The organism is Fibrobacter sp. UWH5 (genome assembly GCF_900142505.1).
GTDB lineage: Bacteria > Fibrobacterota > Fibrobacteria > Fibrobacterales > Fibrobacteraceae > Fibrobacter.
This window is the reverse complement of sequence record NZ_FRBB01000018.1, coordinates 58518-84803: the sequence shown is the minus strand read 5'-3', so window position 1 is coordinate 84803 and position 26286 is coordinate 58518. Positions and strand designations below refer to the sequence as shown.

Annotated in this window: 20 protein-coding genes and 1 pseudogene; 12 read left to right on the top strand and 9 right to left on the bottom strand. The window is 47.7% G+C overall.

The window, feature by feature from the left end:
• Positions 1-80: 80 nt before the first annotated feature.
• The 4 genes from BUB38_RS16105 to BUB38_RS16100 are packed head-to-tail and all read left to right on the top strand — an operon-like array spanning position 81 to position 2499.
• Positions 81-338 carry an ABC-three component system protein gene (locus BUB38_RS16105; RefSeq protein WP_371328339.1) on the top strand — a complete coding sequence of 86 codons (258 nt, stop codon included), beginning with the start codon at positions 81-83 and terminating at the stop codon, positions 336-338.
• Entirely contained in the window at positions 322-546 is a 225-nt protein-coding gene (locus BUB38_RS12865) for an ABC-three component system middle component 7 (protein ID WP_073161148.1), read from the top strand. The genes BUB38_RS16105 and BUB38_RS12865 overlap by 17 nt, the downstream gene beginning before the upstream one ends.
• A complete protein-coding gene (locus BUB38_RS12860) occupies positions 536-2170 on the top strand; it encodes a DUF2326 domain-containing protein (RefSeq protein ID WP_073161142.1) in 1635 nt (544 codons plus the stop codon). The genes BUB38_RS12865 and BUB38_RS12860 overlap by 11 nt, the downstream gene beginning before the upstream one ends.
• 5 nt (positions 2171-2175) lie before the next feature.
• Positions 2176-2499: a hypothetical protein gene (locus BUB38_RS16100; RefSeq protein ID WP_139258447.1), complete on the top strand. Its 324-nt coding sequence runs from the start codon at positions 2176-2178 to the stop codon at positions 2497-2499.
• On the opposite strand, the gene BUB38_RS12855 is transcribed toward BUB38_RS16100, so the two are convergent.
• Complete coding sequence (locus BUB38_RS12855) at positions 2432-3175, bottom strand: RloB family protein (protein ID WP_073161141.1); 744 nt, start codon at positions 3173-3175, stop codon at positions 2432-2434. The genes BUB38_RS16100 and BUB38_RS12855 overlap by 68 nt on opposite strands.
• Before the next feature lies 1 nt (position 3176).
• Positions 3177-4436 (bottom strand): AAA family ATPase, encoded by a 1260-nt coding sequence (locus tag BUB38_RS12850; RefSeq protein WP_073161140.1) that lies wholly within the window; start codon positions 4434-4436, stop codon positions 3177-3179.
• Between the two features lie 203 nt (positions 4437-4639).
• Here BUB38_RS12850 and BUB38_RS16410 point away from each other — a divergent pair, with 203 nt between their 5' ends.
• The gene (locus tag BUB38_RS16410; RefSeq protein ID WP_175547688.1) at positions 4640-4867 is read left to right on the top strand and encodes a hypothetical protein; all 228 of its coding nucleotides are present in this window, start codon (positions 4640-4642) and stop codon (positions 4865-4867) included.
• Positions 4868-4954: 87 nt separating this feature from the next.
• Here BUB38_RS16410 and BUB38_RS12845 read toward each other — a convergent pair.
• Together BUB38_RS12845 and BUB38_RS12840 are read right to left on the bottom strand one after the other, a co-directional pair.
• Positions 4955-5704: pseudogene (locus BUB38_RS12845) on the bottom strand (AAA family ATPase); the annotation flags it as partial.
• 58 nt (positions 5705-5762) lie between these two features.
• Positions 5763-8612, bottom strand: a complete 2850-nt coding sequence (locus BUB38_RS12840) for a T9SS type A sorting domain-containing protein (protein WP_073161138.1) — start codon at positions 8610-8612, stop codon at positions 5763-5765.
• A 220-nt stretch (positions 8613-8832) separates the two neighbouring features.
• Here BUB38_RS12840 and BUB38_RS12835 point away from each other — a divergent pair, with 220 nt between their 5' ends.
• Positions 8833-11700 (top strand): rhamnogalacturonan lyase family protein, encoded by a 2868-nt coding sequence (locus tag BUB38_RS12835; protein ID WP_139258446.1) that lies wholly within the window; start codon positions 8833-8835, stop codon positions 11698-11700.
• A 7-nt stretch (positions 11701-11707) separates the two neighbouring features.
• Here BUB38_RS12835 and BUB38_RS12830 read toward each other — a convergent pair whose 3' ends face one another.
• The 3 genes from BUB38_RS12830 to bioA are packed head-to-tail and all read right to left on the bottom strand — an operon-like array spanning position 11708 to position 15085.
• Positions 11708-12886: an MFS transporter gene (locus BUB38_RS12830; protein WP_073161137.1), complete on the bottom strand. Its 1179-nt coding sequence runs from the start codon at positions 12884-12886 to the stop codon at positions 11708-11710.
• A gap of 42 nt (positions 12887-12928) precedes the next feature.
• Complete coding sequence (locus BUB38_RS12825) at positions 12929-13708, bottom strand: 6-carboxyhexanoate--CoA ligase (RefSeq protein ID WP_073161136.1); 780 nt, start codon at positions 13706-13708, stop codon at positions 12929-12931.
• 6 nt (positions 13709-13714) lie between these two features.
• Positions 13715-15085 carry an adenosylmethionine--8-amino-7-oxononanoate transaminase gene (bioA, locus tag BUB38_RS12820; RefSeq protein ID WP_073161135.1) on the bottom strand — a complete coding sequence of 457 codons (1371 nt, stop codon included), beginning with the start codon at positions 15083-15085 and terminating at the stop codon, positions 13715-13717.
• Positions 15086-15161: 76 nt separating this feature from the next.
• On the opposite strand from bioA, the gene BUB38_RS12815 reads away from it, so the two are divergent.
• Genes BUB38_RS12815 through BUB38_RS12800 form a run of 4 tightly spaced genes read left to right on the top strand, consistent with a single transcriptional unit; the run spans position 15162 to position 18424 of the window.
• Positions 15162-16055, top strand: coding sequence for a hypothetical protein (locus tag BUB38_RS12815; RefSeq protein ID WP_217650888.1), 894 nt, complete (start codon positions 15162-15164; stop codon positions 16053-16055).
• Entirely contained in the window at positions 16052-16492 is a 441-nt protein-coding gene (locus BUB38_RS12810; RefSeq protein WP_217650887.1) for a S24/S26 family peptidase, read from the top strand. The genes BUB38_RS12815 and BUB38_RS12810 overlap by 4 nt, the downstream gene beginning before the upstream one ends.
• A 19-nt stretch (positions 16493-16511) precedes the next feature.
• Complete coding sequence (locus tag BUB38_RS12805; RefSeq protein WP_073161133.1) at positions 16512-16778, top strand: PqqD family protein; 267 nt, start codon at positions 16512-16514, stop codon at positions 16776-16778.
• On the top strand, positions 16775-18424 hold the full coding sequence (locus BUB38_RS12800; protein WP_073161132.1) for an ABC transporter ATP-binding protein: 1650 nt from the start codon (positions 16775-16777) through the stop codon (positions 18422-18424). The genes BUB38_RS12805 and BUB38_RS12800 overlap by 4 nt, the downstream gene beginning before the upstream one ends.
• A 15-nt stretch (positions 18425-18439) precedes the next feature.
• On the opposite strand, the gene BUB38_RS12795 is transcribed toward BUB38_RS12800, so the two are convergent.
• Positions 18440-19489: an acyltransferase family protein gene (locus BUB38_RS12795; protein WP_073161131.1), complete on the bottom strand. Its 1050-nt coding sequence runs from the start codon at positions 19487-19489 to the stop codon at positions 18440-18442.
• Between the two features lie 17 nt (positions 19490-19506).
• Positions 19507-23151 carry a methionine synthase gene (gene metH / locus BUB38_RS12790; protein ID WP_073161130.1) on the bottom strand — a complete coding sequence of 1215 codons (3645 nt, stop codon included), beginning with the start codon at positions 23149-23151 and terminating at the stop codon, positions 19507-19509.
• A gap of 778 nt (positions 23152-23929) precedes the next feature.
• Between metH and BUB38_RS12780 the strand changes: the two genes are divergently transcribed.
• The gene (locus tag BUB38_RS12780) at positions 23930-24793 is read left to right on the top strand and encodes a DUF4423 domain-containing protein (RefSeq protein ID WP_073161128.1); all 864 of its coding nucleotides are present in this window, start codon (positions 23930-23932) and stop codon (positions 24791-24793) included.
• The gene (locus tag BUB38_RS12775; protein WP_073161127.1) at positions 24790-26127 is read left to right on the top strand and encodes a hypothetical protein; all 1338 of its coding nucleotides are present in this window, start codon (positions 24790-24792) and stop codon (positions 26125-26127) included. Before BUB38_RS12780 ends, BUB38_RS12775 begins: the two co-directional genes overlap by 4 nt.
• Positions 26128-26286: the final 159 nt, after the last annotated feature.

The window sequence follows — 26286 nt, the reverse complement described above, 5'->3', positions numbered from 1 at the left end:
AACAATAGACCAAGAAAAAGGCTTGACTACCTAACACCAAATGAGTATCTTTTGAAAAAGTTCAACATTATGCGTTAGCGATTAGAAATCGCCAAATTATAAAACAATATTTTAAGGAATTGTCAGAAGCGAAGCAATTAGATTTTGATGAGGTTGCTACGGCTGTTCGTGCTGCATATAAAAAAATTGCAAATCTAAATCAAAAAAAATCAGAAGTTCTATCAGAATTAAAAAAATGGATTTTGTCAAAAACCGGCTCTGATGATGAAGTGGCTTGCGAAATATTTATTTCTTATTTTGTTCAAAATTGTGAGGTCTTCGATGAAATTACCGAATAAATTATACTCGGTTCGAGAGAGTTTTGTTTATGATTTTGTCGTTATTCTAAATGAATTGAGTGTCGCAAACTATTCTGTTCATACATTGTATGAAAAATTAGAAGATGATTTTTCTTCAATTGTTGATTTTTGCGATGCTTTAGACATATTGTTTTATCTAGGAAAAATTAATATTGATGATACAGGAGTGCTGAGTTATGTTGCTTGAAATATGTTGTGATAAATTTAAAAACAAAGCAAAAAAAATTTCATTCAAGCAGGGCTTAAATGTTGTTTTGGGAGAAAATGATGCGTCAAATTCAATAGGCAAATCAACTTTTTTGATGATAATAGATTTTGTTTTTGGAGGAAATGATTATGTTGATAAACTGAAAGATGTACAAAGAAATGTTGGGTTACATACAATTTATTTTGCATTTGAATTTGATGAAGAGAGGCATTTTTTTGGCAGATCTACAGAACGAACGAATGAAGTTTTAGTATGTTCTAGTTCTTATAAAGAAATAAAATCTTGGTCTTTAGAAAGATATTATGATTTTTTGAAAGAAAAATATCAAATAGATAACGCCTATATTTCTTTTCGAGAATTTATAAATACTTTTCATAGAATTTATCATCGTGAAAATTTGCATGAAAAAATGCCATTGAAAATGTATGATGCAGATAGTATGGAAAATGCGTTGAATAGGATTGTGAAAGTTTATGATTCCTATGGCCCGATTTCAGAGTTGCAAAGGTGTTTTAAAGAAAAGTCGGATATGTATTCTGCTTTGGGAAAGTCCATAAAAATGGGCTTTACTCCAAAAATTAATAAACTGAAATATGAAAAAAATTTAAAAGAAAAAGAACGCTGCGATAAAGAATATCAAGAGTTGACGGATGAATTGAGAAAAAATTTAATTACTCTGGATTCTATTGAACCTGAAACTATCGTTCCCTTAAAAAGGGAAAGATCTTTGCAAAAAATAAGGTTGTCTAATTACCGCGCAAAAAGAGCTCAGTACGAAGATCAATTGAATAGTAAAGTTCCTAGTTCTATTTTAAATGAAAAATTTTTAAGTGCGTTAAAGACATACTTTCCCGATTGTAATGAAAGAAAAATACAGGAAGTTGACGAATTTCATAAAAAGATAAACAAGATATTAGAAAGTGAAATCCGTGAAACGATCGCGTATGTTGACACTTTGATTTTGCAGTGTGAACAAGAAATTTCTAGTATTGATGAGCATATTGAATCTATGGCGAAAGAGCGTAATGTGCCTACTCTTGTAATGGAACGAATAGGAAACATTTTTTCAAAAAAGGAGCTTGTGAGGAAAGAAAATGAAAGTTATGAGAGAATGGCATCTTTGAATAAAGAGAAAAAAAGTTTAAAAGATCGCCTGCAAGGACAACAAAAAGAGATTTTAGAGAATATTGCAAATAGAATAAATGTCTATCTAAGTGAAAAGAATTCATGTTTGTTTAATGTGGATAAGAATCCTCCAGCTATATTCTTTGATTCAAAAGGATATGTGTTTAGTACATTCAATGATGACGGAACAGGGACACAATATAAAAATTTAATTTTATTTGACTTGTGTATTCTTGAACAAACTAAACTTCCTGTATTGATTCACGACTCTGTTTTGTTTAAAAATATTGCTGATGAACCGCTAGAAAATTTATTTAAGCAATATGATGTTTGTAAAAAACAAGTTTTCATCGCATATGACAGGCTGTCAACATACAGCAAAGAAATTCAGAATCTTATTAATGAAAAAATGGTATTACATTTAGGGCCCGAACAAGAAGCTCTATTTGGAAAAATATGGAGCGATAAAACAACTTAAATAGGGTGAGTTATGAGTATGATGATTTTGAGCAGGATGGTGTTTCGCCGATCTTTGCCATAAAAATGGCTTGTGGAAATACGGAGGCCATTGCAAAGTTCCGTAAGCAGTTAGGTGATTTGAATTTTGAAATTCGAGAGGCTGTTCATGTTGCCAACAAGAAGAATCGCGCCGACTTGATTCTTTCGCTGGAGGCTTTTGAAAGCTTATATCAAAAATCTCCAAATCAGAACCAAGCTTCATTGCAAAGACAAAGACTCTTTACTGGCCTGAACTTTCTTTCATTTCTTCTTTTCGGACTTTTTCTGCTGTCAATTCAGGATTCCTAAGTTCAAATACCAGTTCATCTACGAGTGTGCATGGGTTTTGCGTACTCGGCGCATCTACGGAATCTTTGTAATTCTTCTTAAGGGCGTTTGCCCTTGTAAAGGCATCGGCTTCGCTTCCAAGTGTTGTTACATGTTCGTAGATTTTCTCATTGCCTTTGGAATAATCATAGAGGGCAGTCGGAGCGGTTTTGTGCAGTTCATTGCGGATGGATTTTTCAAGTAAATCACAAAGGTCTTTGCGGTTCGTTCTTTGAGTAACATCTCTGAAATGCAGCAGCAACCACAGTTCAAAACTTTCGTTTGACCAAGCGCAATTGATCTTGTGTTCCGTGGCTTGTTGGATGGCTTCGTCAAAATCAGGAAATTCGTCCCTATCGAAGACTACCCAAACTCGGTCGTATTCCTGGTGGTTGTATTTTATTTGACGATAAACTTTGCCGACAAGCGCTGTCGTCGATTTTCCTTTGCCCTGTACAGAAACTTCTATGTTGAACCGGTTTGACTTTTCGAGTTCCGTTTTGAGCGCATTGAAATAATTTGGTTCTGTTTGTGTGCCTTCGGTTGCAATCAAAAACGTGAGCTTTACAAATCGTTCCTTCTTTTGCGATTCTAGTTCAACTCGTTTGGCATGCAGTAGCTCTTCCTGTGCAATTTCCTCTAATGAGAGTTTTTTCATCTTAACTCCTTAAGAAAGGTATTGCGCCATATTTACCATTTATATAATCCTTTTCATAAACACGATCGTTTCTGATTTTGTCGCCGTTCTGTTCCCTGATGTCGCTCAGCGGATAAATGTCCGTTGACTCGTCGTTTCTGTCTTTTTCTGCAAACCAGATTTGGTCTCGTCGTAATATTTTATTGCTTAAAAGGTTTGTATCGTGTGTTGCAAAAATCAATTGAGCTTTGTTTGGGTTGGTTTCCGGAGAATTGAATGTCTCAATAATCTTTCTTGTTAATAACGGGTGCAACTTTGCATCGAGTTCATCAATGACGAGTGTATAACCGTTTGCTAATGTGTCCATAATAGGACCGGACATATTGAGTATTTTTTTTGTTCCTTCAGATTCCATCTCTTCTACAGAGAAAAATTGTTCTGTAGAGGATCCGTCGTTTAAATGAACCATGTGCCCAGATTTTAAAAAGGGTGTCTTTGAATTAGGATATTTTTTTAATAAATCTTTTCTTAAATCTTCAGGGAAATTAGGGGGGAACGTGTCTTCGAAATTCAATTCTGTCTTTTTCAGACTTGAGAATCCCAAATCCATACTTCCCAAGAAGCTTTTCGCCTTGGCTGATTCGGGTGAATCTTTTGTGATATAGTCTATGGAGAAAAATTTAAAATCCTCATCATTTATTCCAGAAATGATGTTGAAATGTTGAAACCAGTTCATGACGGAATAAGATGTTTTTCCATTAAAGTTGGCGACCACAGAAAGGAAAAGTTTATTGTCTGTGGTCATTTCTTCTTTACCTTTGCCTTCCGCGAATTTGTCGTCTACTCCTATTCCATTTTCGTTGCGAGTGAAGAGTAGTTTTTCTTTCCCCTTGGTGGCGTCATAAAGCCATTCTTTCAATATTTTTTTGGCATTATACTCAAAACCGTAGCGGTATATTTTTGATTCTATAGTGCATACAACTTCAAAATGAGTAGGCTCTTGGGAGTATGCTTCATCTAGTTTAAATATGTCGGTTTCAAGATCTTCTGTGGGATTCGTTTTTATAGAAGACAACAATAGGCTTTTCATAGCCATCATGGCTGTAAGAAGATTGCTTTTGCCGCTAGAGTTGGCTCCGTAAATGGCCGTAACGGGCAGAATGCTTTCGCTACAGTCTTCGCGCACAAATTCCTTGAGTTCTTGGATGGAGGCCGCCCTCATGGAAAATGTCTTGTTCTCTTTAAATGATCGGAAATTGCCAACAGTAAACGATAAAAGCATTAGTCGCTATCCTTGAACTTCGAGAGATTTTCTCAAAATTTACATTATTTTTGCGCGAAAATCAAGGTTTTATCTTGAAAAATGAGAAAAGGTTTCAAAACGAAACAATACTTGCTTTTTTGTTCAGTATTGAAACGTGGTGACCGCCAAAGTCGCTGTTTTAGTTCCGAAAAACCGTGATTTCGATATTTTTGATTGTTTGCATGGAATTTGCATTAATGATGTCGAATAAAACAATGGTGTTTTATTCTAAATGTAAGGAGAAAATAAAATGGCGACAAATCCACCGTCAGGTGACAATCATAGAAATGGGGCGGTTCGTTCTCGTTCGCAAACCTTTAATCCTAAAACAGGCCTATATATTAAGCGAAATGCTGAAACAGGTCGATTTATGGATGCAAAACAAAACGGAACTCCGTTTAAAGGTGTGAGAAAGGAACGTTAATTTCAACGCAAAGAGGGACTTGTTCAGACCCTCTTTTTTAGATGAGATTATATATTCCCCGCGAGCAGTCGCTCTATTTCCACACGATTTCTTCTTCAGCCTTGCGGTACACTTCTGCAAGGTTAATTTTCTTTTTAGGTTTATGAAATAGCAAATTGGTCGCACCCAAAGAACGGCATTTCTGATGTTCCTTAGGTGCGGTTTTTATTTGCCCCTCGCCATTCAGGATTCGCGATACATGGCTTTTAGATATGCCGGAGAGTATTTCTATTTCGCGAACGGTAAAACCCTGCGTTTGCAATAGTTGCAAGTTGTCTGGAGCTTTGCCGACGAATGATTTATAAATGTTTTTGAGATAGTCACATTCGATGTTTGTGTCGCTGAATGTGATGTCGGCCTTGATGATTTTTCTTAAATCAGCGGGGCAGGGCAGTTTTTTGTTCAGGTTAATAATTTTTTGGAAGAGACGAGAGTTCCGTCCAACAATTTTGAAATCATCGAGGAAATTGTTCAGAATAGATTCTGCAATTTCTTGCAAATCATCCTGAGTGTATCTATTGAAATCAACAATGGAATCGAAACGGCGGGAAAGCGCCTTGTCAAAATGCTTGAAAAGGTTCGTCGTGGCGATAATGGTAATCTGTTCGTTGAGGTTGTCAAATCCCTTGAGGATAGCCGACGTGGCACGGCCCATTTCGCGAAGGTCCTGGGAACTGGTTCTATCAAGGGCTATGGCATCGATTTCGTCGAACAGAACAAGAATTTTTTCAGGGTGCGCAAAATGATTCAGTTCGTCGAACAGTGCTGCGATGTTCTTTTGCGTTTGCCCGAGTTTGCTGTTATTGCGTCTCGGGTTTTACAATGTACATCGCTACACTTGTCTATCTCACCTGTACTTGCATGCTCCTATTGACCCGAGAACCATTATTGGAAAGGCCGCGGATATTCACTAGGTAGGAGCCTCTGCTATAGTCATTCAGGTTCACAATGGCGGAGCCGTTTACGGAAACGATTGACTTGGAAGTCATTAGGTGCTTTCCGCTCAAATCCGTCACGCTGATAGAAACATTGCGGGGCAATCCGTAAAGATGGATAATGTTGTTCTGGACGGCGACATGGAATGCTTTTTGTTTCAATGCGGCAACGGATGTGATATCGTCATCGTCATCGGGTTCTTCTGTTTCGGTAATTACACCGGGTTCCGGATCCTGTGCGGATACTGCAGCCAATTTCTGGGTAACGCCGATCTTGCGGGAATAGGTGTCGCCGGCATTGTCCTTCAGGGTAAAGGTAATGTAGCCAACGCCTGCAAAAGTGTCGGACAGTTTCACGGTCATCTTGGAGCCGCTTACCGTTGCGGTTACGCCAGCGGGAATCCCGGAAAGTGTATAGGTTCCGCCATCGTAGCCTTTGGTGTATTGGGACAAATCGATGGTCTGGGTTTCGCCTTTTTCGAAGGTGAAGTTTGCGCGGGCAAGCCATTCCAGGTAGCGTTCCAGTTCCGTCCAGCCATCGCCGAGACGATCCTTGTTGGCGTCGCTGAAGTCTCCCTTTGCCGAAGCGGCATTCAGACCGTACATATTTTCCCACCAGTCCGGAAGTCCGTCAGCATCGGAGTCAAAATTATTTGCCATGCTTACGCTAGGATAATTTTCCAGGCCGCCCACGTCGCTTTCGCGGTCGGGAATGCCGGGCTTCTTGCCGACGGAACCGGTGTACTTGTAAGTGCCGGTCTTGACTTCGTTAATCATGCGGGCGTCGTGATCGTCAATGACGGTGCGGTTCAGGCCCACATCGCTTAGAACGTCCTTGTAGGCAGCCTTTGCGCTCTGGATAGTGGCGTAGGAATCAAAGTAAGGCTTGTTGACGAAAACGGTCCAGTTCAGTACCTGCTTATCGTACTTTTGGTATTCGCGACCGCAGTTGTCGTTGGTGCCATCGCAGGTGAAGGAGCCGTTCGCCGCCTGCAGCACATTGTTATGGTAGTAGTATTCCTGGGTTCCGCCGCCGGTGCCTTCCAGCTGGGCGCGGAGTGTGTAGCCATGCAATGTGGTGGCTGCCCCTTCCTTATAGTAATTGCCTACGAAGTTCACGTTATGTGCGCCGCCATCAGTAACGCGGTCAATCCAGTTGTAAACCACATTGTTGAAAATGTCCAGCTTGCCTGCGTAATTGCCGTTGGCGTCCAGCCCGCCGCCCATGCTCCAGTTGCGGCCATCATTATGGGCCAGCAGGTTGTGATGGAAACTGCCGACGTCGCCCCCGATGGTAGCGGCATACCCGTGGGCCGTACCTGCAGGATAATTGGGGTGGCCTGCAATATTCAGCGCTTCTGAAATGAGGGTGCGCTGCAGCGTGATGTTCTTTGCCCCACGGCTGCTGAACGCTTCGTCGGTAGTCCAGCTGATGGAGGAATGGTCAATAATGCTATGGTTTGCGCCTGTGATTCCCATGCCGTCAAGGCCGCGGTTCTGTTCTTCGGTAGTGCTTGCAAAACCGCGGCGAACACGCATAAAGCGGACAACGCAATCGTTACCGGTAATACCGAAGGGAGCGCCTGTAATGGTGATGCCCTTGCCGGGTGCCGTCTGGCCTGCTACAGTCACATAGTTACTGCTCAGCACCAAACGGGATTTCAAATTGATAACGCCTGCCACCTTGAAAACGATAGTGCGGGGGCCGATATCGTTGGTAACAGCTTCGCGAAAGGAGCCTACGCCGGAATCATTCAGGTTGGTAACATAGACGATTTTTCCGCCGCGGCCGCCCACTGCATTGCGCCCATAACCTTCAGCACCTTCAAAAGCCAAACGCCCGATGCGGAATTTCCAGACATCGCCCTTGGTGATGGTGCCGTTGGCATCCACTTCGTCAACGCGCCAGAAATAGGAGTTTAGAGGATTCGTTCCAGTGACCTTGAATGTTGTTTCGGTTTGTTCGCCTTTGTATTCTGCGCTCTTTGAAGTTGCTGCAAGTACTGCGGCTGAATCGGTACCGAAATAAACCTGATGTTTCTTTGCGGAAACTGCTGCCGTCCAGGACAAGGTCAAGTCCCCATTATTGTGGGCAGCATGATCGTTTAAATCAGCAGGAATCGGGCCGGAAGATTGTGCTGCGGAATTGGGAACATTCAAGGCGAATCCGTTAAGAGTCACGTTGCGAAATGTTGCGTTGGATGTGCTGGGAACGAACTTGATGGTGGCGCTGCCTGCAAAAGTTACCTCAAAGGAAACGTAGGCTGTTGCAGCGTTCTCTGTGGTGAGGGCTCGATTGGATGGCTTGACGGTTATCTTTTTTGTCCCGTTGACGTAGACATCAATATTGCTGTAGTTAAAGGCTTCGGGCGCGTCCACATTATTCAAGTAGGCGAGAAGGCTGTGAGTTCCTGCAGAAAGTCCAGAGAAAGTAAGGCTGATTTCTCCGCCGGAATTTCCGCCATCTACGGTGACGCCATCTCCAACCAACTTTGCGTAATAGGGCGATTGGATAGAAGCCTTGTACCAGTTTGTTTTTAGAGCAGTTCCCGCACTGCCCTTGTTTATGGTAATCTTGACTCCACTTAAAGTCGTGTCTTTGGAGATCGCCCCGGTAACTACCCAGGGGATGTAATTGCCCTCAGTGACTTCGGAACTATTTCGACCACTCTGGTCAAAATCTACCTTGATAGTAGGTGTTGCTGCAATGGCGGAAGCGGTTCCTGCCACAATCACGAATTTACCCAATCCAAACATTTTGCACTCCCAAAAATCCATTTCATTTGGAATTTTCTTCAAAAATATTTTCGGTCACTGCAAAATCGTATCCCTAATAAAATCAAAGAGTTGTCTATAGACTACGCGTTGTCGCTGGACAACAGAAAAATTTTGTTGAGGTGTACATGTGCGGTAATACCGAGTATCTTTAGGTTTGGGAAATCCCGGAAAATGGTGTTTGGGTTCCCAAGGGATGTTTATGAAAAGGTTTATGGTGTGTGCAGGCCTTACGCTTGTAATGGGTTTTGGTGTTGCAAACGCAACTCGTCAAATGGAAAATCTGGATCGCGGCCTGGTGGCTGTGAAGACTAGCGGGGGCGTTTACCTCAGTTGGCGCGTTTTGGGTACCGACGGCAATACCACTGGTTTTAACCTCTATCGTGATGGCGCAAAAATCGCAAGCTTCGATGGAAAAGCCGCCAGCAATTATACGGATGCTCAAGGTACAAGCGCTAGTAAGTATTATGTACGCCCGGTTGTGAACGGCGTTGAAAAATCTGCAGACAAGACTGTCTCTGTGTGGGGTTCCCAGCAGCTGGTTGTTAATCTGGATCGCCCCGCGGGTGGTTCCGATTATACTTACAGCCCTAACGATATCGCCGTAGGTGATGTAGATGGCGATGGCGAATATGAACTGATTTTGAAGTGGGATCCTAGCAATTCCAAGGACAATTCCCAGAAGGGAAAGACCGGCAACGTGTTTGTGGATTGCTATAAGTTCAATGGCAAAAAACTTTGGCGCATTGACCTAGGCGTAAATATTCGCGCAGGTGCTCACTATACCCAGATTCTGGTGGGCGACTACGATAGCGATGGCAAGGCTGAAGTGGCCATGAAAACAGCCCCTGGCACAAAGGATGGTTCCGGCAAGTACATTAGCAAGGGCGCTGCCGCCAGCGAAACAAACCACACCAAGGATTACCGCAATTCCAACGGCTACATTCTGGGCGGTAATGAATATTTGACTTTGTTCAATGGCGAGACCGGTGTGGAATTGGCTACGGTCAATTACAATCCCGCTCGCGGAACAGTTTCCAGCTGGGGCGATTCCTACGGCAACCGCGTAGACCGTTTCCTGGCAACTAACGCCTATTTGGATGGACAGAAACCCAGCATGGTTTTCCAGCGTGGTTACTACACCCGTATGGCAATTGCCGCTTACGACTGGGACGGAAAAACTTTGAGCCAGCGTTGGTATTACAATGCCGCTACCAAGGGCGGCGAATGTTACGGCATGGGCAATCACAATCTTTCTGCAGGTGATGTGGATGGTGATGGCTTTGATGAAATCATCGAAGGTGCTTGCGCCATCGATCATAACGGAAAGTTCATGTACCGTACCGGCAAGGGTCATGGCGACGCCATGCACTTGGGCGACTTGGATCCGGATCACGAAGGCCTTGAAGTATGGGAAGTTCACGAAGAAAAGCCCTACGGATACGACCTGCACGATGCCCGCACCGGAGCAATCCTGTGGAGTTCCAACAGCGATGCTGATAATGGCCGTGGCCTCGCCGCCGACGTAGACAGCACTAGCCGCGGTTATGAAATGTGGAGTACTGCCGATGGCAACGTATATTCCGCAAAAGGTAAAGTTCTGGGAAGTCGCTACTCCGTCAATTTCCGCATCTATTGGGATGGCGACCTTCAGGATGAACTTTTGGATGGAAACAAGATTAGTAAGTGGAATTATTCCAGCAAGAAGTTTGGTGACTTGATGACTTTGGAAGGCAATAGCTGCAATTCCACTAAGGCAACTCCCAACTTCAGCGGAGACCTTTTCGGTGACTGGCGTGAAGAAGTCATCCTTCACGATGGCGCTTCCAAGCTCTACGTTTATACCACGACAATTCCTACCACACATCGCCTTTATACTCTTGCCCATGACCCGATCTATCGCTTGGGAATGAGCTGGCAGAATACCGCCTACAACCAGCCGCCTCATCTCGGTTTCTGGCTGGGTGCTGGTGCCGACAAGGCTCCTACTCCGGACATTATGCTGGTGGGTGGCGAAGCTGGTCCTAGAATTCCTGCCATCCAGAAACAGGGTGCAGGCTCTAGTTTCCAGACCATTATGCTGGGCGACGCCATTACGGAATACGCCTTCGGTTACAGCAACTGCGATGGTCTTACCATCACGGGGTTGCCTGATGGTGTGACTGCAAAGCTGGATGCCACAAACTCCCGTTATGTCATTAGCGGTACTCCTACAAAAGCAGGTGTTTACGAAATCAACATTGTTACCAAGGGTGGTTCCGATGAAGTGGATCCCGCCACACGCACTGCAAGCATTACGGTTCTTGCAGAAGCTAAGATTGAAAATTCCGCAGTGAGCGTTTTGTCCAGCATAGAGGCAGGTGTCCCCACTGATGGCGTTGGCGTTTGCGAAACAACTAACGGTGGCTTTGTTGGTGACTGCTACTTCAATTTCGACAACATTGTTACCAGCTATGGCATCTGGAATTTGTATTCTCCCTCTGCCCAGGAAGGTGTCACTCTGGTTCTCCGCTATGCCCACGGCAAGACGGATACCCGCAAGATGGAACTGTTCGTCAATGATGAAAGCTATGGTGTCGCCACATTCCCGCCTACCGCAGATTGGACAACCTGGGATTCCGTGGCAATCAAGATTTCACTGAATAAGGGCGTGAATGTTCTGAAGTTGCAATCTGTTTCAGAACAGGGCGGCCCCAATATTGACCAGCTTGAATTTGACATGAAGGGCATTGTGCTTGCAACTGACGAATCCATCGTGGATGAGGATCCCTCTGAAGATTCTTCCGAAAATCCCGGTGACGATTCTGCCGGTGAAAAATCCGACGATTCTTCTGATGATTCGGAAGACCCGCAGGTGATTGCAAACTCCTTGCACCTACAAAATGCAGGAATGGCTCAAGTTCAAGTATTTGATCTGCAAGGGCACCGCGTAGCGTCTTTCAATGCAGAATATGCTGGTGAAGTTCTAAATGCCAAACCTCATATGAGTGGACTTCCTAATGGAATCTATTTCCTGCAGGCAAAAGTGAATCATCAAGTTTTGCGAATGAAAATGATTCACAATAAATAGGCACGAATTATTTTCTGCAGTAACTAATCAACGTCGTCCCAAAAGACAGTGCGGTAAGCAATAGGCCTGCCAGCACTGTTCCGTTCCAGCCCCAGAGTGTCCAGAAGGTTCCTGCCAGGAATGTTCCGAGGGAACCGCCAATGAAATAGATGGTCATGAAGATGGTGTTCATGCGGCTGGTGGCCTCGGGGCAAAGTTTCATCACGGAACTTTGGTTGCCCAGCTGGATAAACTGCATGCCGATATCGATGAGGATAATGCCTACGACGATGACGGCGTAACTGGAATTTCCGAAGTAGAAGGTTGCCCATGCGGCTGCCATCAAAAGGCTTCCGGCGTTGCAGAATTTTTCTACACCATAACGCTTGATGTACTTGCCGATGCGAGAGGCTGTTAATGCACCGGCGATACCGCAAAGTCCCAGAAGTCCAACAGCTTTACTGTCCTGGAAGAACGGCGCTTGCTTCATTCGGAAAGCGAGACATGCCCATAGCGCAAGAAAAGACCCGAAAGCGAATCCGGAGCGGATGCTGAAAATTCTTGCCTGAGGGAATCGGAGGAAAAGTTCCCCGATGGATTTCAGCATGGTGAAAAATGTGCCGCGATAGGTGGTGGGTACGTTGGGCAATGCCTTGAATACGATGGCGGTAGATATTAGCATCATGGCGGCTGCAATCAGGAACATGCTGCGCCATCCGAACCATTCCCCAATAAGACCGCTGAACACGCGGGAGGCAAGAATTCCTGTGAGGAGTCCGCTCAACACCATTCCAGTTTTCAGTTCCTTTTCGTCGGATTTCGAAAACAGCGAAACCATGGGAATAAAAATCTGCGGCGTCACGGAGCAGATGCCTGTAACAAAGGAGCCTGCCAGAAGCATTCCTTCGTTCTTGGAAAAGTAAATGGTAATGAGGGCGAAAATCAGCAGGGAAAAATTCGCCAGTACAATGCGGCGGCGGTCAATCATATCGCCCAGCGGTACAATGAAAAGCAGGCCTAATGCGTAACCCACCTGTGTTAGCACCGGCATGAGATTTACATGGAATTCCGAAAGACCCATGTCCATGCGGATCATGTTCAGCAGGGGCTGGCAATAATAAATGTTTGCCACAGAAATGCCCGCCATAATGGCTAGCATCAAAGTCAAGGAGCGGGGAATTCCTGCGTGTGCTTTCAGTTCGTACATTGTGCGACTTGGTACTGGTTCGCTGCGGGTCTGAGCGATTCGTTACGGACACCGCACCAGCACTTTTTTCTTTTGTAAGAAGTCAATGCATTCTTCGGCGGAGGCCTTGCTGGAGTCGAAAAGGAAAATGCGGCCGCCATCGGGGCTGCCCATTTCCTTTAGCTTCATGATTCGTACATAGCCCAGTTCCTTGCTGGCTACATAACCGGTAACGTATTCCGGGTCGTCGCTGATGCAAAGTTCTGCAACCATGCCGGGGGCGTTTGCCACCTTTGTTGCAAGAACAATGGCTTCGTTAAAATGATTCTTATTGGTGGAAGCGGTTCCGCAGGGCTCCCGGTCGTCAACAGCGTTAGTCTGCAGTGCATCCATGTAGGTGGCGCGAACCCCACGTTCCTTGTTGGGTTCCAGACGTTCACCGGTGCGGATGTCGTACAGCATGGCTCCACGCATGGAATAAGTAGCACGGAGAAGTTCCGGCAACTTTTCGCGGACGCCTGCAGCGGCTTCTCCCACAAGTTCAAAAGCCTTATCAAGACCTTCCTGCCAAGTATTCACATCGATGCGGGTGACGGGCAGCGCATCCAAAATCTGGATGTCTTCTTCGGCAACTTTTTCGATCTTGATGTTAATCTTGTCTGGATCACCTTTAGAATGAGTCATGGCGCGGCGTACCATAGCCTGGCAAACGTATTCTACAGCATCTCGAGATACGATGCGTTCTGCACCGGAAATATGTTGCTCGCGAATATTGCGGCTGCCGTCTGCACCAGTTTCTTCCACATCCTGGGAAGCGCGCATTTTCAAGCTGTAGTAATCCATAAATCTTTACTCGTGGAATTCGTCGTCGCTGACGGGGCCAGGTTCGCATTGACCGATCATCTTGATGGCTTCGCATATGCGGTCCACTTCGGATTCGCTGGTAATGAGGGGCGGCATGGTGTAAACGTAATTGCAGAAGGGACGGAGCCACACCCCAGTTTCCTTGATGACGCGGAGGATGTCGTCGCTGGTGGGAATAGCCTTCAGTTCCAAACAACCGATGGCTCCGAGAACGCGAACGTCTGCGGCATTTTCCAGATTGCGAAGCGGTTCCAAATTGGCGCGGAGTCGCTTTTCGATGGCGGCTACGCGTGATGCGTAATCACGATTTTCAAACAAGTCCAGGGAGGCAATTGCTGCGGCGCAGGCCAGCGGGTTTGCCATGTAGGTAGGACCGTGCATGAATGCGGAAATCTTGCTGTTGGTAATGACGTCGGCCACCATTTCAGAAGCGACACATGCGGCCATGGTCATGTGACCGCCCGTAAGAGCCTTGCCGATAGTCATGATGTCCGGCAAAACGGCGGCGCAGTCTTCACCAGAATTGGCGCAATCTTTGCCCGCGGCACCCGGGGTACCCCAGGCGTGTTCCATGCCCCAGCGGGGGCCGGTACGGTAAAAGCCAGCGGCGATTTCATCAAAGATCAGCAGAATGCCTTTTTCGTCGCAAAGCTTGCGCAGTCTCTTCAGGTAGCCTGCGTTATAAAGCCACATGCCGTTTCCGCCCTGGAAAACAGGTTCGCAGATAATGGCTGCAATTTCACCTTCGTGTTCCGCAACTACCTGCTCCATAGAGGCGAAGTCGCGGTCGTCCCATGGTTCGTCGGCGCGGCAGTTAGGGCGTTCCGCAAAATAATGCTGAGGCATGATACCGCGGAAAAGAGTATGCATTCCATCGGGATCGCTTAAGGCCATGGCTCCTGCGGTGTCGCCGTGATAGCCTCCCTTCAACGCCACCAGCTTGCATTTTTCAGGATGGCCCTTGGCGAACTGGTACTGCACTGCCATCTTGGCGGCGCACTCCACAGAAATGCTTCCGGAGTCGGCGTAGAAAATCTTGTTCAGGCCCTTGGGCAAAAACTTCACCAGACGTTCGCCCAGTTCGATGGCGGGCTCGTGGGTGAAACCGCCAAACATCACATGGCACATCTTTTCGCTTTGCTTGCGAATGGCTTCAACAATTTCGGGGCAGTTGTGACCGTGGGCTACACACCACCAGCTAGAAACGGCGTCAATCAGTTTTAAGCCGTCAGCGGTTTCGATGGTGGTTCCCTGTGCGGAACGTGCCAAAAATCTGGCCGGCGTGTTGCGTAATGCTGCATAAGGATGCCACAAGTGACCCGCATCAAATTCAAGAAGTTCACTGGCGTTTTTCATACCCTAAATTTAGAAAATAAAGCGGTGCGTTATGGGTGCCGCTTAAGAGGTTTGCTAACTTTATGAAGTGATGAAAATGAATTCCTTTTTTAAAGTGGCTGGCCATGTTTTCGAGGTGAAGTTGAACGACGATGCTTCGCCTTTGTTCTTCGCGTCGATGGATAACTATGCTCCCTTTAAATTGGAATCTGTAGACGGTTTGCCATTAGCATTCTCGCTGGAAATTTTTACGGAAAATGTACGGGTTGATTTTGTCGAAGAGACGCGTCAGGTCGATGAAGGGCAAGAAATCATCTGCGGAAAAAATGCTGAAAGTTTGCCGACATTTGAATTTCTGTTGGGTGGAAAATCTACTGGAGTACTCGTTTGTCATGATGAATTTCAGAGCGGTTCGCTTTATGTGAATGGAACTTTGCCCGCTCATTTTCAAAAGTTCGCCTTGAACAATTCCCTGATGGTGCTGTATGCGTTGGCCACGTCCTGCAAGAATACGGTGCTGTTCCATTCGGCAGTAATTGCTCGTGAAAATCGAGGCTACATGTTCCTTGGGAAAAGCGGAACAGGAAAGAGCACTCACGCGAGAATGTGGTTGCGTCGATTCAGTAACGCTGATCTTTTGAATGACGACAATCCTGTGGTCCGTCTTGAAGAGGATGGCGTTTGGGTCTACGGAACGCCTTGGAGTGGTAAGACTCCCTGTTATAAGAATAGCAGGGTTCCGCTGGCGGGAATAGTAAACCTGAGTCAGGCTCCGCAAAATAAAATTCGCCCCATAAAGGGAGTTGAAGCCTATATGGCTCTGGTGGTGAGCATTTCTGGAATGCGTTGGGATAAGAAAGTGGCCGATGGCCTCCACGCTACAGAAAACCGCCTTGCCCAGGAAGTAAAAATGTTCCATCTGGAATGCCTTCCCGACGAGAATGCGGCCGAAGTTTGCTACGGCGCCTTTACCGAGGTTTCTGCGCAGTGAACATTACGGATGAAGTTATTATAGCGGAAGCGATCCGCCTTGTAGAAAGTGGCGTGAGCGTAACGTTCCCGGTGAATGGTCGTAGCATGTTGCCCTTTATTGTGGGCGGCCGCGAAAAACTGGTTCTTGTAAAACCCGAAAACCTGAAGGTGGGCCATGTGGTGCTTGCCTTTGTTGAGGGGAACCGTTATGTGGTTCATCGGATTGTGAAAATCAGTGGTGAGAATGTAACGCTGATGGGGGATGGCAATCTGGCTTTTGGGGAACGTTGCCAGTTGTCAGATGTAAAGGCCCAGGCCATCCGTGTGGTGGATGAACAGGGGCGTCACCGTTCGCTGATTTCCAGGTGGAGTCTTTTTTGTGCGAAGCTTTGGGCTTTGTGTTTGCCTATCCGCAGATACCTTTTAAAAATTTATCTTATAACTCATAAAGTTTGACTGTACTTGAGGACGTAAAATGAAAATCAAGAATGGCTTTGTTCTTCGCGATGTGTGCGGCGAAAAGGTGATTATGGGCGAGGGCCTCGGTGCCCTGGATTTTGGTCGTCTGCTTTGCCTGAATGATACCGCTGCTTTCTTGTGGAATGAAGCGTCGCAAGGCGAATTTACTGTGGATAGTCTGGCTGAAAGACTCTGCCAGGAATATGAAGTTTCCGAAGCTCAGGCCAAGGCCGATGTGTCTGCCATTGTAGCCCAGTGGCAAGAGGTTAAAGTCGTCGAATGAAATATCTGACTTGGTTGTGGCGCAATTCAAGAGGCGAACGCATGAACATGTGCGCTCGCGTCATGGCTGGCGTTTTCCAAGTGGCTTCGGGCTTGCTTACGATTTGGTTGAGCAAGACCTTTATCGATGTGACGATTCATGAAGGCTCCAATCATGATGTTGCCGTGATGGTGATGTTCCTGGTGGGAACCGTTGTGGCTGGAGTTTTGTTGCGACAGCTGAATTATTATCTGGGTATCAAGTCTTGCACTCGTGGTGTTAACCGCTTGCGTGCGGTTGTCTTTTCAAGGATTTTTTCGCGGAAACTTTACGGCAAGGAAACCCTTCATTCTGGTGATGTGGCGTCCCGCGTCATGAAGGATGTGGAAACCATTTGCGATGTCACTTTTGATAAGTTGCCGCAAATGGCGGTGACTTCGATCCAGCTGGTGGGTGCCTTTTTGCTGATGCGCTGGTTTGATCCGCGGTTGGCTTGGGCCTTGCTGTTGACGACTCCTTTTGCATTGGTGCTGGGAAAAATGATTGCCCGCCGTCTGCGAAAGATGACTGCAGAAATTCGCGAAAGTGAAAGCCGCGTTCAGATGCATGTGCAGGAGTGTGCCGAGAATGACGCTCTGATCCGTTCCATGGTGAGCGAGGGATTTGTGGGCGGACTGTTGAACAATATGCAGGACTGCTTAATGGGGCGCGTTGTTGTCCGTAGCCGTTTTACGGTGATTGTCCGTCTGCTGATTGGCTTGTCTTTTGGGCTTGGTTATTTGCTGGCCTTTGTGTGGGGCGGTATTGGACTGCGAAATGGAACAATCACTTTTGGCGTGATGACTTCGTTCTTGCAATTGGTAGGTCAAATTCAGCATCCCATTTTTAATTTGCTGAATTCGGCTCCTCAGTTGATTCATGCTACGGCAAGTATTGACCGTGTTGATGAAATTATTGAAAATCGTCTGACCCAGGAATCCGCTAACCTTGACCGAGTGCAACACTCAATGGAACCGTTCCCTTCTGCAGGTGTCCGCTTTGAAAATGTTTCCTTTGCCTATGACGATGACGGTAGAAAAGTTCTAGAAAATTTGAATCTTGATTTTAAGCCTGGCAGCAAAATGGCGCTGATGGGTGAAACCGGTATTGGAAAAACCACACTCTTTAGAATCATGCTTGGTCTTGTAAAACCTGACGTTGGCAGGACTATTGTTTATTCAGGGAGCCCGGATCCTCGGGAAGTTTCTGCCGATGAATCTACCCGAAAAAATTTTGCTTATGTTCCTCAGGGTAATTCGCTGATTAGCGGTTCTCTCCGCTTGAATATGCAGATGGCAAATCCTGCGGCAACTGACCAGGAAATTTCTGCGGCGCTGCACATTGCCTGCGCAGATTTTGTAAATGATCTGCCTGAAGGTCTTGATACGGAATTGGGTGAACGGGGCTATGGTCTTAGCGAAGGTCAGGCGGAACGTATCGCCGTTGCCCGCGGTCTTTTGCAAGGCGGATCCATCATGTTGCTAGATGAAATTAGCGCCGCCCTGGATGTGGATACCGAAAAGGAAATGTTCCGCCGCATCTTCGAGGCGTTCCCGCAGAAGACCATGATCTTTATTACGCACCGTGAAGAAGTCTGCAAACTTTGCGATGGCGTGATAAGGCTGTAACCTATTCGCAAAAAATTATTGTAGTATCTTAGTTAGCTTCTTGGTGGCCGGACGTTCCACCAATATATGCATTGCTGCAGATACGAGAATGCAAACGATAAATGAAATGGCGAAGTTTAAAAATCCGTTGTTGATTCCGGTCAGTTCCTGGAACTTGAAAACGGGAATCCAACAGAAGGATTGGGCCAGAAAAAAGGCGTAGGAAATCTTGCAGGCAAACTGCAGAATTTTTGAATTTTCAAGTGCTTCTGACTTGACTCCGGAAAGGCTCCACAACATCGCTGCAAATGCAGGCAATGCAATAAAATCAAAGAGCATATAGTTTCCGGGAATTCCGATTTTTAATGCGGCGGTTACCGCCACGGCATAAAGTAAAAATTCTGCTGCAAAGAATTTCCACTGCTGCAAAAATCTAAACTTGTCTGCAATAGCGTCGTTGCGTAAAGAACAGAGCATGACGCCGATGGTAAATTCAAGGCCTCTGTAGAAGGGGTTTTCGTAAATAGAAGCGGTGTGGTAGAAATGAACGATGACGGGTGCCCAGCACAGGGCCACACCGCAGAATGCGATAATCAAAATTTTTGCACGGGAGCTGATTTGCTTGGCCACTTCCTGCATCAAGGGGAATAGCAAGTAACATATCAAAAGGCACGAAATGAACCAGGTCCCGTCATTATGAGAAACCGTGAAAATGGAAGAGAACGTGGATTGAAGCCCTAGGATTTCTACGGGAGCGAGAATCAGGTTTTCTTTTAGGGATTCCTGCCCTAGAGTTACAATGAAGAGCAAGGCGAAAAAGTAGTAGAGCGGTAAAATACCGATGGCCCTTTTGAAGTAGAATTTTTTTAGGGTTGTTACCTGCATTAAGTTCGTCTGACTATGGGTCAGGTGCAGAACAAAACCAGAGAGCATAAAGAACCCTGTCATGAAAACAGCGCCCATTTGAATCACGCTGTCGGCGGGACCGAAATCGCACTTCAGGAAAAGCTGTGCGTGAAAAAGGAACACGATAAAAACTGCAAGGACTCTAAAGATGTCCAGGCCTACAATACGTTTTTTGGGCATGCCCTAAATATAATCTTTTACTTAACGTTGAAGTACTCGATTTCGGGATGGCTGATGTACAGGCCGCTGACAGATGCCTGCGGGTACATGGCGCCATTTTCGGTGAGGCTGATGCCTACGCTGTCGAAATCGATGAGCTTTGCCACGTTGAAGATTTCCTTGATGTTGGGCAGTACTGGGTAGCCAACGGCGGGGCGGATGCCCTTCCAGTTGTTGTTTGCGTCCAGCTGATTGCTCAGGTATTGGGCGCCTGCTTCGGCCAAGCGGTCTGCCACAGTCTGCATCAAGAGCACATCGTAATCGCTGCCACCCTGTTCCGCCTTCAGTTTTTCAAGACGCTTTACGAAAGTGTCGCTGACGGTAACGGCAAAGGCGCCCACGATATCGCGGAAAATCTTGTCGCCCAGAACGCTACTGAACACGCTGGCGGTCTTGGCGTCGGCGGGGGCCACATAGTCGCAGAGGGCAAGGCAGGTGCCTTCGGGATTCTGCTGACGTGCGGTGGTGACTTCAACCAGGTCGGCTGCGGTGCCGGTGCGTCCGGTGTTGAACTGGACGGTGCTATCGGTACCGGCGGCAGGGTAGAATGCCTGAACGGCTCGCAGGGCGTATTCGGGCTTGCTGATTTCTGCCAGCAGTTTTTCGGCGTCGGCCTTCAGCTTGATTGCTTCTTCGCAATCCGGCTTTACCTTCCAGGTGTAGAAGAAGTATTCCCAGCTGATCAGCGGGATGACCTTTTCCAAGGCGATAGGCGGCAACTTGCTTTCGCCCATGAAGGGGGGCTGTACCGGCTGATATTTTTCCCAGTCGCACTTGTAGCGGCGTTCCACCGGAGTGGATTCTGCAGCGGCCATGGCTTCTTCGGCAGCAGAGATGATGCCAGCCTGCTTGTCGCGAATGCGCTGCTGTTCCTTGCGGTTTTCTTCGATGGTTTCTGCGCTGGTGGAGGGATCCAGAAGTTTCTGGGCCAGGCCCGGATTGCTTGCGGCATCGCGGACGTGGAATACGGGGCCATCGTAGCAGGGTGCGATTTTTACTGCGGTGTGGGTAGGCGAAGTGGTGGCACCGCCAACGATAATGGGAATGCGGAGTCCCGCTTCCTGCATCTTGGTGGCCACGGTACACATTTCTTCAAGAGACGGAGTAATCAGACCGGAAAGGCTGACGATATCCGCCTTATGTTCAATTGCCGCGTTGACAATCACATCTTCGGGAACCATCACGCCCAAGTCCACCATGTCAAAGCCGTTACAGGCCATGATCACGGAGACGATGTTCTTGCCGATGTCATGAACGTCGCCCTTGACGGTGGCGATGACGATCTTGCCTCGAGAGGCGGCGCCTTCTTCCTTGCCGGCCTCGATGTAGGGCTGCAGAATTTCAACGGCCTTCTTCATGGTACGGGCTGTCTTTACCACCTGGGGCAAGAACATCTTTCCTTCACCGAAGAGGCGGCCCACTTCGTTCATGCCGTCCATCAAAGGACCCGAAATAATGTTCACCGGGCTGTCGCCACGGTTAATCAGTTCCATCAGATCTGGCTGCAAGGTGGTGGAAGTTCCCTTCAGGAGGGCTTCCTGCAAACGCTGTTCCGGAGTGGTCTGCACTGCGGCGACATCGGCACCCGCGCTTTCAGAACTAGCGGCGTTCGCGGCTCCGGCGCTTACGGCAAAAATAGCCTTGGGGTCATATTTGGCGCCACTTTCCTTGGCGGCCATCTGGGCGGCAGTCATGCGGCTTGCAATTTCGATCAGCTCTTCGCTGGATTCCGGATAGGTATTCAGCAGAACTTCGGTAATGGCCATGCGCAATTCCAGCGGGATGGTCTTGTAGTCTACGGCGGCGGCCGGATTCATGATGGCCATGCCCATGCCGTTGGGAGTTGCCAAATGCAGGAACGTAGAATGCATGGCTTCGCGGAGGTAGTTGTTTCCGCGGAAGGCAAAACTCAGGTTAGAAAGACCGCCAGAAATGCGGACTCCAGGCAGGTTGTCGATAATCCAGCGGCAAGCGCGGATAAAGTCATGGGCGTAGGCGTTGTGTTCCGCCATGCCTGTTGCTACCGTCAAGACGTTGGGGTCGAAAATAATGTCAGAAGGATCGAAACCGCACTTCTCGGTAATGAGCTTATAGGCGCGGGAAGCAATCGCTACACGGCGATCGTAATTGGTGGCCTGTCCTTCTTCGTCAAAGAGCATCACGATAACGGCGGCACCCAAGCGCTTCACCGTCATGGCGTGTTCGATAAAAGCTTCTTCGCCCATCTTCAGGGAGATGGAGTTCACGATGCACTTGCCCTGGGCGCACTTCAAACCTTCTTCGATGACTTCAAAGCGGGAACTGTCCACCATGATGGGCACGCGGCTAATGGCCGGGTCGGAAGCCAGCAAGTTCAGGAAAGTTCGCATTTCCTGCTTGGCATCCAGAAGGCCATCGTCCATGTTCACGTCAACAACCTGGGCGCCGTCTTCTACCTGCTTGCGGGCGATGTCCAGAGCTTCTTCGTAATTCTTTTCGTTGATCAGTCGCAGGAACTTCTTGGAACCTGCCACATTGCAACGTTCACCCACGGGGACGAAATCTTCGGAATTGCAGTTGTCGGCGCCATTGCTGGGGCGTACCTGATTGACCAACAGCGGTTCCAAACCGGCCAGGCGCAGCAGCGGGGAAGTTGCGAATTTCGGTGCGGGTTTGCGACGTTCGTAATCGGCAGGCAGGGCATCCAGCATCTTGCGCATGGCGGCAATATGTTCGGGAGTAGTTCCGCAGCAACCGCCGATCATGTTCACCAGATGTTCGTCCATGTAAGGCGTCATGAGACGCACCATGTCTTCGGGGGTATCGTCATAACCGCCGAACTGGTTGGGGAGTCCTGCGTTGGGGTGGCAGCTCAAATAACAGGGAGCCACCTTTCCTATGCGACGCAAATAGGGAATCATGCCGTCGGCACCCAGGCCGCAGTTCAAGCCGATGCTCAAAGGCTTTGCATGCATGACGCTAATGGCGAATGCTTCTACAGTCTGGCCAGAAAGGGTTCTGCCCGAAGCGTCGCTCACCGTCATGGAAAGCATCACTTCTACCGGGCGGGGCGTTTCACCCTTGGCGATGGCTGCGGCTTCCATGGCTTCCTTGGCCTTGCTGTAAGCGCTCAAGGCGGCCTTTGCGTTCAAAGTATCGAAAATCGTTTCGATGAGAATGGCGTCGACGCCCTCTTCCAAGAGGACTTGAACTTGTTCTAGATAGGCGTCTTCCAGTTCATCGAAAGTAATGGAGCGGCTGGCGGGATCGTTCACGTCGTCGCTCATAGAAAGCATCTTGCTGGTAGGGCCCACGTCGCCTGCGATATACACCTGACGGCCATATTTTGCCATGGCCTCGTCGGCGGCCTGCCTAGCGATCTTTACGGAAGCGCGGTTCATTTCGGCGATACGATGTTCCTGATGGTATTCGTGCTGGCTCACTCTCTGGCTAGAGAATGTATTGGTGGTCAGCACGTCCACGCCGGCGTCTACATAGCGGCGCTGGATATCAAGAATGACGTCGGGGCGTTCGATGCTCAACATATCGTTGTTGGCGCCCTTGATGCCGTAGGTCTGAATGACGGAACCCATGCCCCCGTCCAGGAGCATCATTCTACTTTCAAATGCTTCACGTAAAGTCATAATTGGAATTTTAGAAAAAAGGTGCCGCTAATCCACTACTCTATAGGCATTGCCAATTACGAAAACTGAAAATAAATGATTTGTTATTGATAAAAACTATAACGTGAAATAGAAAATCCCTTTTATATATAATGTACGTCGGGCAAAGAACTGCTAACTATTATTTGAAACGCGGTCTTTGTCGCAAGCAATCACGCGAAAAAGGCAGTGTAAACCACCGTTTTTTCACCAAATCCACTGCCTTTTTTGCAAAAGATCGTCGCAGGCCGCCCCTTTCGCCTCTGCGTAAGCCTCAATTTGGCTGTCCAACCCGCCATTTCCTCTGTTTAGACCGCCACTTTCATCGTTAAACCCGCCGCTTTCGCAAGCAAATTCGCGAAAAGGCAGTGTAAACCACCGTTTTTCGCAGAATCCACCGCCTTTTTCGCAAAAGATCATCGCAGGCCGCCCCTTTCACTGCCTTTGGAATAATTTCCACCGCCAGCGGGCTGTGTAAAATGGCATCCGATTGCTGATTTGTTGACCGCGCTCACAGTTTGCTCTTGAATGGAGATGTTCCGGCCCCCTTTGAGGCGTTTTTATCCATGAGGAATCCCATTCTTTCTTTTAAAAATTTGCGGTTTTTCGCCTGAAAACGCCAATTTTGTATCGAAACTTATATTTTTGTGACAAAAATCACGATTGGCTTGGACAAAACGTCCACGGCAAATTCGCGAAATATCTATTTTTTAAAACGTCCAAAGTCTATCTTATTAGTGTAAAGATTTGGATAATTAATATGGTTACTTTTTCTGACATAGCGGACTACCGCGAATTCCTGAAAGCCTTCTATGATCGTAAAAAGGCAGAGATGCCTTTCTACAGCTATCGCATGATGGGTGACAAGCTGGGCCTCGATTCCAGCTACCTGTACAGGGTGCTTCAGAAGAAGCAGCACCTGCCTGCCCGTGCGCTGCCTGCCGCGAAGGAAATGCTTGAACTGTCTGGCCGCGAAGCCGAGTACTTCGACCTGCTGTTCTCTGCCTCCGTTACCAAGGACAAGGGTCAGCGCGAAGAACTGATGGCCAAGGCCCTGTCTCTCAGGGACGTGAACCGTCATAGCCTGCAGGCCGCCGAACTTAAACTGCTTGAGAACTGGTGGATTCCCGCCGTCCGTGCCTACCTGGAACTGAATGGTGGCGTGGTGAACATCAAGCAGATCGCCCATGACATCTGCCCGCCCATTTCCGAGGCCCAGGTGCAAGAGGCAATTGATACTCTGCTGGAAGTGGGTCTGGTAAAGAAGATGGCTTCCGGTAAACTTGCGCTTACAGACGCCCATTTGACCGCTGGCGGACCCGAAAAGAAGGCCGCAGTTCGCAAATTCCAGCGTCAGGTGCTGTCTTTGGCCAGCGATGCGCTTGATAACGTTCCTGTGGACGAAAGAAATATTTCTACACTTACATTGTCTGTCGACCAGTCCTGCTTTGAGGATCTGGGGGACATGCTCCGTGAATTCCGTCGCCTGGTTCAGAAGCGCGTGGATGGCGCCAAGAATCCGGATCGGGTAATGCAACTCTCGATGGCGTTCTACCCGGTTGCCCGAAAGGGCGGGGTTGGCACCGTAGATGAAGCGGAGGGCGTAAAAAGGGAGACAAAATGAAAAAGTGGGTGTGGCATTTAACTTTAGCTGCAGCAAGCGCATTCAGTGCGCTTTTTGTCGCATGTTCTAGCGACAGCGTGGGTGACACTGCCGGTTCTTCGTTTGAAACGGAGAACTCTGTTGCCATGACTGTACGCCAGGCTGACGGCTCTCCTGCAGCTCGCACTAAGGTGATGGTGCGACCGAGTCATTTCTTGGCTGGTTCCAGCTCTCGTTATGTCAATAGTCTTGAAGAGTCTGATTCTGCCGCCGGTATCTGGAATAAGGAGACCGACGACCAGGGCCGGTTGAGCCTGCCCAAGATGAAGGCCGGCGAGTATCTTGTCGAAGCTCGTGGTAGCTCCGATAAGGCTTTGGACCGTATTGTCGTTAAGGATAGCGTTTGCGATACCTTGTCCATGGTTCTCAAGAAGACTACTTCTATGAGCGGTCAGGTATTGATTCCCGAGGGAAACAAGTCTACCTACGTGGGTATCCGCGGTCTTGATTACGTTGTGCAGACGGATTCTCTGGGCAACTTCGAATTCAAGTCCCTGCCCGAAGGATCCTTTGACGCTGTGGGCTTTATCTATTACACCAGCGAATACGTGAATGTCAACGGCCAGCTTGAAGTTTACGACAACTTCCAGACCATCGGCTTTGTTCCCGTGACTGTGGTGTCTGAAAAGTCCAAGGATGGCGTGGTTATCGGAACCCGTCCTCAGGTTGAAACTCCCGATACGCTTCCTGCCGATACAACGGCGAAGGATTCCGTAGACGAAGATACCGTAGAGGTTTACCCCTATGTGTTGCTGGATGATTTCGACGATGGCACCTACCGCTGGTACACTTCTGTATCCAGGAATGCGACTATCGAGCTGGATGCTGTGGAAGAAGCCAAGTTCGGTCTGGTAGCTCATATGAGCTGTCACAAGGATTCCAACTTGGTGTGGTCCATGATGGGTCACAACTTCGCCGAATTCCATGACTTCTCGGAACTTGATTCCGTTGTGTTCTGGGCTCGCGGCGAAAATCCGGATAACGATTCCATGTGGGTCAGCTTCTCCTTCGATGTTCACGTAGACAACAGCACCGCAGATAGCGTGCTTGGTTACGAGACCGGCAAGGCTTGGGGCCATAAGAGAATTACCGACAGGTGGACTCGTATTGTGATTACCGTAGACGATCTGGATCCTGCAAGCGAAAGCAAGATTGGCGGAAACGTCGGTTGGGACGCTGTCAAGGATCATGTGAACAGTCTTGGTATCTTTGCCGCCCGCCGTGGCGACGAAGGCGAATACGAACTCTGGGTCGATGACGTGGAAATCTATGGCGTAAAGGGTTTAACGCCCTAAGGTCCGTTAGGCTTTATATGAAAAAAGCTCGTCGCAAAAGCGACGGGCTTTTTTCTTTAGTTTGCCGCTCACGTTGACAAAATGTCAATGAAATCCCATTTTCGGTGTGAAAAATTTTCTTCTGCCGGAAATATCTTTAGAAATGAAAAGATAAGGCTG

Bases quoted from the DNA above. Each gene is read 5' to 3' on its own strand.
- BUB38_RS12830 (WP_073161137.1), bottom strand. From the start codon at position 12,886: ATGTACGAACTGAAAGCACACGCAGGAATTCCCCGCTCCTTGACTTTG.
- BUB38_RS12860 (WP_073161142.1), top strand. From the start codon at position 536: ATGTTGCTTGAAATATGTTGTGATAAATTTAAAAACAAAGCAAAAAAA.
- BUB38_RS12865 (WP_073161148.1), top strand. From the start codon at position 322: ATGAAATTACCGAATAAATTATACTCGGTTCGAGAGAGTTTTGTTTAT.
- BUB38_RS12805 (WP_073161133.1), top strand. From the start codon at position 16,512: ATGAAAATCAAGAATGGCTTTGTTCTTCGCGATGTGTGCGGCGAAAAG.
- BUB38_RS12825 (WP_073161136.1), bottom strand. From the start codon at position 13,708: ATGGATTACTACAGCTTGAAAATGCGCGCTTCCCAGGATGTGGAAGAA.
- BUB38_RS16410 (WP_175547688.1), top strand. From the start codon at position 4,640: ATGGAATTTGCATTAATGATGTCGAATAAAACAATGGTGTTTTATTCT.
- bioA (WP_073161135.1), bottom strand. From the start codon at position 15,085: ATGAAAAACGCCAGTGAACTTCTTGAATTTGATGCGGGTCACTTGTGG.
- BUB38_RS12800 (WP_073161132.1), top strand. From the start codon at position 16,775: ATGAAATATCTGACTTGGTTGTGGCGCAATTCAAGAGGCGAACGCATG.
- BUB38_RS12840 (WP_073161138.1), bottom strand. From the start codon at position 8,612: ATGTTTGGATTGGGTAAATTCGTGATTGTGGCAGGAACCGCTTCCGCC.
- BUB38_RS12855 (WP_073161141.1), bottom strand. From the start codon at position 3,175: ATGAAAAAACTCTCATTAGAGGAAATTGCACAGGAAGAGCTACTGCAT.
- BUB38_RS12835 (WP_139258446.1), top strand. From the start codon at position 8,833: ATGAAAAGGTTTATGGTGTGTGCAGGCCTTACGCTTGTAATGGGTTTT.
- BUB38_RS12795 (WP_073161131.1), bottom strand. From the start codon at position 19,489: ATGCCCAAAAAACGTATTGTAGGCCTGGACATCTTTAGAGTCCTTGCA.
- BUB38_RS12775 (WP_073161127.1), top strand. From the start codon at position 24,790: ATGAAAAAGTGGGTGTGGCATTTAACTTTAGCTGCAGCAAGCGCATTC.
- metH (WP_073161130.1), bottom strand. From the start codon at position 23,151: ATGACTTTACGTGAAGCATTTGAAAGTAGAATGATGCTCCTGGACGGG.
- BUB38_RS12780 (WP_073161128.1), top strand. From the start codon at position 23,930: ATGGTTACTTTTTCTGACATAGCGGACTACCGCGAATTCCTGAAAGCC.
- BUB38_RS12850 (WP_073161140.1), bottom strand. From the start codon at position 4,436: ATGCTTTTATCGTTTACTGTTGGCAATTTCCGATCATTTAAAGAGAAC.
- BUB38_RS12815 (WP_217650888.1), top strand. From the start codon at position 15,162: ATGAATTCCTTTTTTAAAGTGGCTGGCCATGTTTTCGAGGTGAAGTTG.